11 protein-coding genes are annotated in these 12,385 nt (G+C 36.8%); all 11 read left to right on the forward strand.

The genetic code is table 11. The annotated features are described in order from the left end of the window. The first annotated feature begins 7 nt into the window (after positions 1-7). Positions 8-625: a guanylate kinase gene (gmk, locus tag VF726_RS11260; protein ID WP_001257740.1), complete on the forward strand. Its 618-nt coding sequence runs from the start codon at positions 8-10 to the stop codon at positions 623-625. 2 nt (positions 626-627) lie between these two features. Continuing rightward, entirely contained in the window at positions 628-840 is a 213-nt protein-coding gene (rpoZ, locus tag VF726_RS11265; RefSeq protein WP_429606839.1) for a DNA-directed RNA polymerase subunit omega, read from the forward strand. A 172-nt stretch (positions 841-1,012) separates the two neighbouring features. Beyond that, positions 1,013-2,218: a bifunctional phosphopantothenoylcysteine decarboxylase/phosphopantothenate--cysteine ligase CoaBC gene (gene coaBC / locus VF726_RS11270; protein ID WP_440168052.1), complete on the forward strand. Its 1,206-nt coding sequence runs from the start codon at positions 1,013-1,015 to the stop codon at positions 2,216-2,218. Continuing rightward, positions 2,215-4,620 (forward strand): primosomal protein N', encoded by a 2,406-nt coding sequence (gene priA, locus VF726_RS11275; protein WP_440168054.1) that lies wholly within the window; start codon positions 2,215-2,217, stop codon positions 4,618-4,620. The genes coaBC and priA overlap by 4 nt, the downstream gene beginning before the upstream one ends. Positions 4,621-4,631: 11 nt before the next feature. Further along, the gene (gene def, locus VF726_RS11280; RefSeq protein ID WP_048530546.1) at positions 4,632-5,102 is read left to right on the forward strand and encodes a peptide deformylase; all 471 of its coding nucleotides are present in this window, start codon (positions 4,632-4,634) and stop codon (positions 5,100-5,102) included. Between the two features lie 23 nt (positions 5,103-5,125). Continuing rightward, positions 5,126-6,070: a methionyl-tRNA formyltransferase gene (gene fmt / locus VF726_RS11285; protein ID WP_440168056.1), complete on the forward strand. Its 945-nt coding sequence runs from the start codon at positions 5,126-5,128 to the stop codon at positions 6,068-6,070. Then, positions 6,067-7,401, forward strand: coding sequence for a 16S rRNA (cytosine(967)-C(5))-methyltransferase RsmB (gene rsmB / locus VF726_RS11290; protein ID WP_440168058.1), 1,335 nt, complete (start codon positions 6,067-6,069; stop codon positions 7,399-7,401). Before fmt ends, rsmB begins: the two co-directional genes overlap by 4 nt. Positions 7,402-7,405: 4 nt before the next feature. Continuing rightward, on the forward strand, positions 7,406-8,494 hold the full coding sequence (gene rlmN / locus VF726_RS11295) for a 23S rRNA (adenine(2503)-C(2))-methyltransferase RlmN (RefSeq protein WP_001978968.1): 1,089 nt from the start codon (positions 7,406-7,408) through the stop codon (positions 8,492-8,494). Between the two features lie 4 nt (positions 8,495-8,498). Further along, positions 8,499-9,251 carry a Stp1/IreP family PP2C-type Ser/Thr phosphatase gene (locus VF726_RS11300; protein ID WP_440168060.1) on the forward strand — a complete coding sequence of 251 codons (753 nt, stop codon included), beginning with the start codon at positions 8,499-8,501 and terminating at the stop codon, positions 9,249-9,251. A gap of 8 nt (positions 9,252-9,259) precedes the next feature. Next, complete coding sequence (gene prkC, locus VF726_RS11305; RefSeq protein ID WP_440168062.1) at positions 9,260-11,233, forward strand: serine/threonine protein kinase PrkC; 1,974 nt, start codon at positions 9,260-9,262, stop codon at positions 11,231-11,233. A gap of 268 nt (positions 11,234-11,501) precedes the next feature. Next, entirely contained in the window at positions 11,502-12,383 is an 882-nt protein-coding gene (gene rsgA / locus VF726_RS11310) for a ribosome small subunit-dependent GTPase A (RefSeq protein ID WP_063221142.1), read from the forward strand. Positions 12,384-12,385 lie beyond the last annotated feature (2 nt).

Raw genomic sequence — 12,385 nt, forward strand, 5'->3', positions numbered from 1 at the left:
CATATTTATGAGAAGTAGAAGAGGATTGCTCATCGTTCTTTCAGGACCTTCTGGGGTTGGTAAAGGAACGGTTCGAAAAGAGCTGTTTAGTCATGAGGATACACGTTTTCAGTACTCCATTTCAGTAACGACACGTAAGCCACGTGAAGGTGAAGTGGATGGTGTGGATTATTTCTTTAAAGAGAGAGAAGAGTTTGAGGAAATGATTCGTAATGAAAAATTACTTGAGTGGGCTGAGTTCGTAGGTAATTATTACGGAACACCGATTGACTATGTTGAAAAAACATTACAAGAAGGAAAAGATGTATTCTTAGAAATTGAAGTGCAAGGAGCAATTCAAGTTAAGAAAGCTTTCCCTGAAGGTGTATTCATTTTCTTAGCACCTCCAAGTTTATCTGAACTAAAGAACCGAATTGTCGGTCGAGGTACAGAAACTGAAGATGTTATTGAAAATCGTTTAACGGTAGCGAAAGAAGAAATTGAAATGATGGACGCTTACGACTACGTTGTAGAAAACGATCAAGTTGAATTAGCTTGTGAAAGAATTAAAGCAATTGTGGTTGGCGAACATTGCCGCCGCGAAAGAGTAGCAAAATATTATAAAGAAATGACGGAGGGTCTATAATTATGTTAAATCCATCAATTGATTCATTATTAACAAAAATCGATTCTAAATATACACTTGTAACAGTAGCTGCAAAACGTGCGCGTGAAATGCAACTTGCTAATAACTGTGTTATCGAACAACCTGTTTCTCATAAATGTGTAGGTAAAGCATTGGAAGAAATCGATGTAGAAGTGTTAAGCTACGTACCAAGTGAAGACAAAGTAACTGAATAAGACTTTGTCTTCGACAATTCAAAACATAGACTTTATAATTTTCTATGTAACGGTAACAACCTATTTACAAGTAGGTTGTTATTTTTTTACGGTAGGGAAGAAATATTGGTACTGATGAGCTGAGAATATTGTTTCAGTATGATAAGTTTGAAAAAGAAAGAGGACGAGCCATATGCTAAAAGGGAAAAAGATACTTCTATGTGTAACAGGAGGCATTGCGGTCTTTAAAGCGGCTGCGTTAACGAGTAAATTGACACAAGCTGGAGCCATTGTAAAAGTAATGATGAGTGAGTCGGCAATGAAGTTTGTTACACCTCTTACATTCCAAGCGCTTTCTCGCCATGATGTATATACGGATACATTCGATGAGAAAGATTCAGCTGTTATTGCTCATATCGATTTAGCAGATTGGGCAGATGTTGTACTTGTTGCACCTGCTACAGCCAATTGTATTGGAAAGTTAGCTAACGGTATTGCAGATGATATGATTACGACTACTTTGTTAGCTACTACAGCTCCAGTGTGGATTGCACCTGCTATGAATGTGCATATGTATGAAAATAAAATTGTTCAAAAAAATATGATGACGCTAAAAACGTTAGGGTATACATTTATTGAGCCTGGAGAAGGTTTTTTAGCGTGTGGTTATGTAGCGAAGGGAAGATTAGAAGAGCCTGAAGCGATCATTGCACAGTTAGAAGAGGCTTTTTCAGAACAAAAACCATTGCAAGGAAAAAGAATATTAATAACGGCTGGCCCAACTCGTGAAAAGATTGATCCAGTACGTTTTATGACAAATTTTTCTTCGGGAAAAATGGGATATGCGATTGCAGAAGTGGCAGCGAACTTAGGGGCTGATGTCATACTCGTTTCGGGACCGACAGCATTAAATCCACCATTACATGTAACTACAGTGCAAGTGGAATCTGCACAACATATGTTAGAGGCAGTTCTGCAACATTATCCAAACGTAGATGTTGTTATTAAAACAGCAGCAGTTGCAGATTATCGCCCGAAATATGTTCATGATAATAAAATGAAAAAGAAAAATGGTGATGCTGTAATTGAACTCGAGAGAACAGTAGATATTTTAAAAACGTTAGGTGAGATGAAGGACAAACAGTTACTTATCGGTTTTGCAGCTGAGACGACAAACGTAGAGGAATATGCAACGAAAAAATTACGTGAGAAAAATGCGAATATGATTGTTGCGAATGATGTAAAGGCACAAGGAGCTGGATTTGGTACAGATACGAACATTGTAACAATGTATAGAAAAGATGGAGAAACTATAGAGTTGCCACTTTTAACGAAGAAAGAGGTTGCTCGTGAAATATTAAAGCAAATTGAAATGATGTTAGAAGATGATCGTCTATGAAATTTGCAAGTGTAATTGTTGATGTACCCGCACGTCAGACAGATCGACCATTTGATTATATTATCCCTAAAAAGTGGGAAGATATTATCCAGACAGGCATGCGTGTAGTAGTTCCATTTGGTCCAAGGAAATTGCAAGGTTTTATTATTGGGATCAAAGATTCGGCTGAAGTAGAAAGTAAAAAGTTAAAGGCAATCCATGAAATATTAGATGTAACACCGGTTATAAACGAGGAGTTATTAAAGCTTGGATATTGGCTTACGAGTGAAACGTTATGTTATATGATTTCAGCTTTTCAAGTCATGCTTCCAACGGCGATAAAAGCAACGTATAAAAAGCGTCTACAACTTCGCAAGCAAGAAGAAATAGCACCTGAACTACTGTTTTTATTTCAGGACAAAGAATCGATAGATTGGGAAGCGATTGAGACGCAGCCACATCTATATCGTACGATTCAACAAGAAATTAAACATGGCACGATTGAAGTTGTTTATCAAGTAAAAGATAAAGTACAAAAGAAGAAACAAAGAGTTGTGCAACCGGAGTTGCCAGAAGATAAATTAGAATTAGCAGCCTTTGAACTGAAAAGTAAAAAACAACAAGATGTACTCTATTATTTTGTGGAAAATTATAAAAGTGTGCCGTTGAAAGTGATAACAGAAGAGTTGCAAATAACTGATGCTCCGATTAAAGCACTTGTTAAAAAGGGGCTAATTTCAGAAAAGTATGTGGAAGTATATCGGAATCCGTATGACGATGATGATTTTGAACAAACGAAACCATTTCCGCTTACGGAGGAACAACAAGAAGTTATTGCACCAATTTTATCATCAATTACAAATGAAACTTACAATCCATTTTTACTATATGGTGTTACAGGAAGTGGAAAAACAGAAGTATACTTACAATCTATAGCAGCGGTGCTCAAGAAAGGAAAAGAAGCTATTGTGCTTGTTCCTGAAATTGCACTAACGCCTCAGATGGTAGATCGTTTTAAAGGTAGATTTGGCTCGCAAGTTGCAGTTCTTCATAGTGCGCTGTCTGTTGGAGAAAAATATGATGAATGGCGTAAGATTTTAAGAAAAGAAGTGAAAGTCGTAGTTGGTGCGCGTTCAGCTGTATTTGCTCCTTTTGAAAATTTAGGGATTATTATTATCGATGAGGAACATGAATCGAGCTATAAGCAAGAAGATAATCCGAGATATCATGCAAGGGATGTAGCTGTGTGGAGGGGGCAATATCATAAATGTCCTATCGTTCTTGGTAGTGCAACACCGACACTTGAATCGTTTGCAAGAGCGAAAAAAGGTGTGTATGAATTACTGACGATGGAAAAGCGTATGAATGAACAAGCTTTACCGACAGTAGAGATTGTTGATATGCGTGAAGAACTTCGTGACGGGAATCGTTCCATGTTTTCAAAGGCATTGCATGAAAAAATAGCAGATCGGTTAGAAAAGAAAGAACAAATGGTGCTCTTTTTAAATAGAAGAGGTCATTCTACATTTGTTATGTGTCGTGATTGTGGGTATGTTGTACAATGTCCACATTGTGATATCTCGCTGACATATCATAAAATGAACCATCGTTTAAAATGTCATTATTGCAGCTATGAAGAGAATATGCCGACTGCGTGTCCTGCATGTCAAAGTACATACATTCGTTTCTTTGGTACAGGTACACAAAAGGTAGAAGAAGAAATCACAAAACTATTTCCAGAGGCACGAGTCATTCGAATGGATGTAGATACGACAAGTCGTAAAGGAATGCATGAAAAATTATTAAAGGCATTCGGGGAAGAAAAAGCAGATATATTACTTGGAACACAAATGATTGCGAAAGGATTAGATTTTCCTAAAGTAACGCTTGTCGGGGTTTTAACTGCAGATACAATGCTTCATTTACCTGATTTTCGAGCGAGTGAAAAGACTTATCAGCTATTGACGCAAGTAAGCGGACGAGCAGGCAGGCATGAATTACCAGGGGAAGTTATAATTCAAACGTATACACCAGAACATTACAGTATAGAGTTAGCAAAGAACCAACAATATGATGTGTTTTTTGACCAAGAAATGCAAATGAGACGAACAAGGCAATATCCACCTTATTACTATGTTGTACTTGTAACGGTATCTCACCCGGAATTATTAAAGGCAGTACAAGTGACGGAAAAAATTGTCGGTCATTTACGTTCGCGCTGCTCACAGCAAACAATGGTGTTAGGACCGGTTGCTTCAGCAATTCCAAGGATAAAAGATAGATATCGTTATCAATGCATGATAAAATACAAACGGGAACCAAACTTAAAGAACGTGCTCAAAATGGTAAATGAACATTATCAAGCAGAAATGCAAAAAGAGCTACAAATCTCAATTGATTTTAATCCAACAATGTTAATGTAGCGGAGGGAAATATGGCAGTTTTAGAAATAGTAAAGCATCCAAATGAAGTGTTAGAAACACCGTGTGAAAGAGTAATTAACTTTGATAAAAAGTTAGTGAAATTGTTGAAAGATATGCATGAAACAATGTTAATTGCGGACGGAGTCGGTTTAGCTGCGCCTCAAGTAGGTGTAAGCTTGCAAGTGGCGGTAGTTGATATCGGTGATGATAGTGGGAAAATCGAGTTAATCAATCCATCGATACTAGAAAAACGTGGTGAACAAGTAGGTCCCGAAGGCTGTTTAAGCTTCCCGGGACTTTATGGTGAAGTGGAACGTGCGGATTATATTAAAGTACGTGCGCAAAATCGCCGAGGTAAAGTATTTTTACTAGAAGCAGAAGGATTTTTAGCGCGTGCAATTCAACATGAAATCGATCATTTACACGGTGTGTTATTTACATCGAAAGTGACAAGATATTATGAGGAAAACGAATTAGAATAGGTATTAAAAGGAGCGGTTTTTAAATGATAAAAGTAGTATTTATGGGAACACCGGACTTTTCAGTGCCGGTGCTTCGTCGTCTTATCGAAGATGGCTATGATGTAATAGGTGTTGTGACGCAACCAGATCGTCCGGTAGGTAGAAAAAAGGTATTAACACCTACACCTGTTAAAGTGGAGGCAGAAAAACATGGTATTCCAGTGTTACAGCCGTTAAGAATTCGTGAAAAAGACGAATATGAAAAAGTATTAGCATTAGAGCCAGATTTAATTGTAACAGCTGCGTTCGGTCAGATTGTACCAAATGAAATTTTAGAGGCACCGAAGTATGGCTGTATTAACGTCCACGCTTCTTTACTTCCTGAACTTCGTGGTGGTGCACCGATCCATTATGCAATTATGGAAGGTAAAGAAAAAACAGGCATTACAATTATGTATATGGTAGAGAAATTGGATGCTGGTGATATCTTAACGCAAGTAGAAGTAGAAATTGAAGAACGTGAAACGACAGGTTCGTTATTTGATAAGTTAAGCGAAGCAGGGGCACATCTTTTATCTAAAACAGTACCTTTACTAATTCAAGGTAAGTTAGAACCAATTAAACAAAATGAAGAAGAAGTAACGTTTGCATATAATATAAAACGTGAGCAAGAGAAAATTGATTGGACAAAAACAGGTGAAGAAGTATACAATCACATTCGCGGATTGAATCCATGGCCAGTTGCTTATACAACTTTAGCAGGACAAGTTGTTAAAGTATGGTGGGGAGAAAAAGTACCTGGAACGAAATCAGCTGAAGCAGGTACGATTGTTGCGATTGAAGAAGATGGTTTTGTTGTAGCGACAGGTAATGAAACGGGTGTTAAAGTTACTGAATTGCAACCTTCTGGTAAAAAGCGTATGAGTTGTTCGCAATTTTTACGTGGCACAAAACCTGAAATTGGAACGAAGTTAGGAGAAAATGCATGAGACAAAATGTTCGTGAATTAGCTCTTGATGGTTTAATTCAAGTAGAAAAAAGTGGTGCATACAGTAACTTACTTTTAAATAATCTAATTGAAAAAAGTACAATTGATAGAAAAGATATTGGTTTATTAACTGAAATTGTATATGGAACGATTCAACGTCGTGACACATTAGATTATTATTTACAGCCTTTTTTAAAAAAGAAGGTTGAGGCGTGGGTAAGAGTATTGCTTCGCTTATCTTTATATCAAATGATTTATTTAGACCGAGTGCCTGAAAGAGCGGCTATTCATGAAGCGGTTGAGATTGCAAAGCGTCGCGGGCATAAAGGGATTGCTGGTATGGTGAACGGTGTATTACGTTCGATTCAAAGAGAAGGGGTACCTTCTGTAGATGAAATCAAAGATCCAGTAGAACGTTTGGCAATTGCAACAAGCCATCCAGTTTGGCTTGTCCGAGAGTGGACTTCAGAATATGGTTTAGAAACTGCTGAGAAAATGTGTGAAGTGAACATGTTACCGCCTGTACCAACAGCGCGTGTAAATGTTGATAAAATAACAGTAGAAGAAGCAATTAAATTATTGGCTAGTGAAGGTATAGAAGCGAAGCGTGGCGATTTATCAGATGATGCGATTCAAATTGAAAGAGGGAATGTAGCGCACACAGATGCGTTTAAAAAAGGTTTTCTTTCTATTCAAGATGAAAGTTCTATGCTGGTAGCACGCGCTCTAGAACCAGATGAGGGAGATGTAGTTCTTGATAGTTGTGCTGCTCCAGGCGGAAAAACAACGCATATTGCAGAGCGATTAAAAGGAACTGGTCAAGTCATGTCCCTTGATTTACATGCACACAAAGTACGTTTAATTAAACAACAAGCAGAGCGACTTGGTTTAGAAAACGTCGAAACAAAGACATTAGATGCTAGAAAAGTGCAAGAGCATTTTGCAAATGAAACGTTTGATAAAATATTAGTAGATGCACCGTGCTCTGGATTTGGTGTAATTAGACGTAAGCCTGATATTAAGTTAGGTAAAAATAAAGGCGATAGTGAAAGATTATCGACGATTCAACTTGCAATACTAGAAAAAATCGCACCGTTATTAAAACAAGGTGGTCGCCTTGTTTATAGTACGTGCACAATTGAGAAAATAGAAAATGAACAAGTAATAGAGCGTTTTTTACAAGAGCATCCTGAATTTGAGTGGGATACTACGATAAAAGAGCGTATGCCAGAAAAGCTAAGTCCGTATATTGATGAAGGTCAAGTACAAATTTTACCGCATTATTTTGCAACAGATGGCTTTTATATTGCTTGTTTAAGGAAGAAGGTGTAGCATCGTGGAAACGACTGTGAGAAAACAAAAGAAAAATTTAGAAACGAAAAAACCATCAATTTACTCTTTACAACTTCATGAAATGCAAGATTGGTTAAAAGAGCAAGGAGAGCCAAAGTTCCGTGCTGGACAAATTTTTGACTGGCTATATAAAAAACGTGTAAAAAATTATGAGGATATGTCAAACCTTTCTAAAGGATTGCGTGATAAATTGTCGAATTCCTTTGATATTACTACTTTAAACACGTTAGTAAAACAAACGTCTTCAGATGGAACAATTAAATTCTTATTCCAGCTATACGATGGATACTCTATTGAAACGGTATTAATGCGACATGAATATGGAAATTCAATTTGTGTAACAACGCAAGTAGGTTGTCGTATTGGATGTACCTTCTGTGCTTCAACGCTTGGTGGTTTAAAACGAAACCTAGAAGCTGGAGAAATTGTAGCACAAGTAGTAGAAGTTCAGCGTGCACTTGATGAATCAGAAGAGCGTGTAAGTTCTCTTGTTGTTATGGGAATTGGAGAGCCATTTGATAACTACGATAATTTAATGGGATTCTTACGTATCATTAACCATGAAAAAGGACTTCATATTGGTGCGAGACATATGACAGTTTCGACAAGTGGAATTATCCCGAAAATTTATAAGTTCGCTGAAGAAGACTTACAAATTAATTTTGCGATTTCACTGCATGCTCCAAACTCAGAATTACGTTCAAAATTAATGCCAATTAACCGTGCTTATAAGCTTCCTGATTTAATGGAAGCTATTAAATACTATGTAAATAGAACAGGGCGTCGTATTACTTTTGAATATGGACTATTTGGAGGAGAAAATGACCAAGTTGAGCACGCTGAAGAGCTTGCTGCGCTCTTAAAAGGTGTAAAATGTCATGTAAACTTAATTCCGGTAAACTACGTACCAGAACGTGATTATGTACGTACGCCACGTGAACAAATTTTCTTATTTGAAAAGACGTTAAAAGATCGTGGAGTAAATGTAACGATTCGCCGTGAACAAGGTCATGATATTGATGCAGCCTGCGGTCAGTTGCGTGCGAAGGAGCGCAAAGAAGAGACGAGGTGACGAGATGAAAGCCGTGTTTCTATCAGATAAAGGAAAAGTTCGTCAACATAATGAAGATAGTGCAGGAGTTTTTCACAATTTAGATGGAAATATTTTAGCGGTAGTAGCAGATGGAATGGGAGGTCATCGAGCTGGTGATGTTGCTAGCTCGATGACCATTCAATTATTCCATGATTATTGGAAGCAAACACATAATATGAATGAGCCAAAAAAAGTAGAAGAGTGGTTACATACTAGTGTTGGGATTATTAATGAGCGTATATATGAATACTCTAAGCAACATGTAGAATGTAACGGAATGGGAACAACACTTATAATAGCGATTTGTACACCAAACTTTGTGACGATAGGTCATATAGGAGATAGTCGTTGTTATATGGTATCAGAGGGAAAAATCTCGCTTGTAACGGAAGATCATTCACTTGTCAATGAACTTGTGAGACATGGTGAAATTTCAAAAGAAGACGCAGAATATCACCCGAAAAAGAATGTTTTGTTAAGAGCATTAGGAACAGAAGAAACAGTCGGATTAGATGTGAAAACATTGGTACTTGAGGAAGATGACCAGTTACTTCTTTGCTCTGATGGACTATCTAACAAAGTTTCTATTGCTGATATGCAACAAGTTTTACAGTTAAATGAACAGCTAGAAACTAAGGGACAACGTCTCATTCAATTGGCGAATGATCGTGGCGGGGAAGATAATATCACCCTTGTTCTTATTGATTATGCGGGTTCGACAAACGAAAGTAGGTGAAGTGCAACGTGCTGATTGGAAAACGCTTAAATGACCGTTATAAGCTACTGAAAATGATTGGTGGCGGTGGAATGGCCAATGTGTATTTAGCTCATGATGATATACTAGGCCGAGATGTAGCGGTGAAAATATTAAGACTCGACTATTCAAATAACGAAGAGTTTATTAAACGTTTCCATCGAGAAGCGCAGTCTGTTACAACGTTGTCGCATCCAAATATTGTGAATATGTATGATGTCGGAGAAGAAGATGGTATATATTATCTTGTAATGGAGTATGTACCAGGACAAACATTGAAGCAATACATAATTGAGCGAGGGATGTTACCGATAGGAGAAGCTCTTGATATTATGGAGCAGTTAACATCCGCCATGGCACACGCCCATCATTTTGAAATTGTGCACCGTGATATTAAACCGCACAATATTTTAATTCGAGCTGATGGAGTAATAAAAGTAACAGATTTTGGAATTGCGACAGCTACAAGTGCAACAACAATTACACATACAAATTCAGTACTCGGTTCGGTGCATTACTTATCACCAGAACAAGCACGCGGCGGGATAGCAAATAAACAATCAGATATTTATTCCCTAGGGATTGTTATGTTTGAGTTGTTAACAGGAAGACAACCGTTTTCTGGCGAATCTGCTGTTGCTATAGCTTTAAAACATTTACAAAGTGAAATTCCATCTCCAAAAAGATGGAATGAAAATATTCCGCAAAGTGTCGAAAATATTATATTGAAGGCAACTGCGAAAGATCCATTTCATCGATACCAATCTGCCAATGCGATGAAACGAGATATTGAAACTGCGCTATATCCAGAGAGGATAAATGAGCAGCCATTTTACATACCGGAAGATATGGAAGCGACGAAAGCGATTCCGATTATTCAACAAGAACAATTATTCGAAAATGTAACTGATGAAACAATTGTTTTAAAAGGAAGTAAAGTGGATGAACAGACAAGGAACGAAGAAGCAGAATTAAATAAGAAGAAAAAACGAAGTAATAAATGGCTCAAAATTTTAATTACAACATTTTTACTTTTAGCGATTGGAATAACGTTAGCGCTTACTGTTATTCCAGGATTCTTTATTCCAAAAGATGTAAAAGTCCCTGATGTAGCTGGTATGAAATACACAACTGCAGTAAATACATTAGTTGAAAAGGGTTTTGAGGTTACGGAACCTAATATTGTATATACAGATGATGTAGAGGTCGGTGGTGTTCTAAAAACAGACCCTGTAGCAGGAAGAGTTGTGAAAGAAAACTCTAAAATTACTATCTATCAATCAGGTGGAAAAAAGAAAAATAAGATGAGTGATCTCACAGGAAAAGATTTTGAGAGTATAAGGAATGAATTAGAAGAAAAATATAAACAAGTTACAATAAATTATATTGAAAATGATAGGCCAAAAGGTGAAATCGTTGAGCAAATTCCGACGCCGGATCAAATGGTAGTAGAAGCGGAACAAGAACTGAAAATTTGGGTAAGTAAAGGTCCATATCAAATTAGACCAGGTGATTTTTCAGGATGGACTGAAAATAGCATAAATGGTTATTTGAATGAGAGAAAATTAACGCCAGATATAAAAAGAGAGTATTCCGATACTGTTGATAAAGGACTTGTAATTTCGCAATCTCCAAAACCAGGAACGCCGTTAAAAGAAGGAGATAAAGTGACGATTATCATCTCAGAGGGTCCTAAGCCGAAAGTAACAAAAACAGTGAAAGTGGATAATATTTCTATTCCTTATGAGTCTTCTATAATAGGTGAGAAAAAACCGCAAACGATAGAAATTTATAAAGAAGATATGCAACAAAAAATGGATAGACCAATTGAAACTAGAACAATTTCAGAGTCGGCAACTATTTCTTTAGAATTTATAATTCAAGAAGGTACAAAAGGACATTATAAAATTGTACGAGATGGTGTAACGATTATCGACAAAGAAGTACCATATCCAACTCAATAATAATGAATTCTATTTTCTTTTTGAAGAAGATGGGATGTATGACTCTTGCCTGTTATGCTCTCTACATATAGTGGACTGTATAACAGGCAAAAATATATGATTCAAAAAGCTATAAAAGTGATACTGTTATAAATAATATTTTAAATTTGATGGTAGATTAACTATATTAACTTTTGTATATGACGGATTTTAAAATCATTATGTAAAGGATTTTAATCCATTCAATATGAATTACAGCTTCACTTTATATAAAATAAAGGAGAATTATATGCCAGAAGGAAAAATTGTAAAAGCTCTAAGTGGGTTTTATTATGTGCAGCATGAAGAAGGGATTACACAATGTCGCGGGCGTGGTGTGTTTAGAAAAAATAAAATTACACCACTGGTAGGAGACCAAGTTGTCTTTCAAGCAGATAATCCAAGTGAAGGATACGTGCTTGAAGTATTCGATCGAAAAAATGAACTTGTTAGGCCTCCTATTGCTAATGTTGATCAAGCAATTCTCGTTTTCTCTGCAGTAGAACCAGATTTTAATCCGGGACTGTTAGATCGATTTTTAGTGCTGATTGAATATCATAACATTAAGCCGATTATTTGCATTAGCAAGATGGATTTAGTGGATGAAAAAATGAGAGAGACTGTCGAATCTTATGCAAATGACTATCGTGAGATGGGATATGATGTATTATTTACTTCTATCAACACTTCGGAAAGTATTGATATTTTAAAACCGTTCTTAGAAGGTTGTGTTTCTGTCGTTGCAGGACAATCTGGTGTTGGGAAATCTTCTATGCTGAACGTTTTGCGCCCAGAATTAGAACTGAAAACGAATGATATTTCCTCTCATTTAGGGCGCGGAAAACATACGACAAGACACGTGGAATTAATTGCGATTGGAAGCGGACTAGTTGCAGATACACCTGGTTTTAGTTCACTTGATTTCATAGATATTGAAGTAGAAGATCTTACATATTGTTTTCCAGAGTTGAAAGAAGCGAGCCAATACTGTAAATTTAGAGGGTGTACACATCTTTCTGAACCGAAATGTGCTGTGAAGGCAGCGATTGAAGAAGGGAAGATTACAGAATATCGTTATAAGAATTACAAACAATTCGTAGAAGAAATTAGAGAGAGAAAGCCGAGGTATTAGTT

It is taken from the genome of Bacillus sp. Brlt_9 (assembly GCF_051948935.1).
Classification (GTDB): Bacteria; Bacillota; Bacilli; order Bacillales; family Bacillaceae_G; genus Bacillus_A.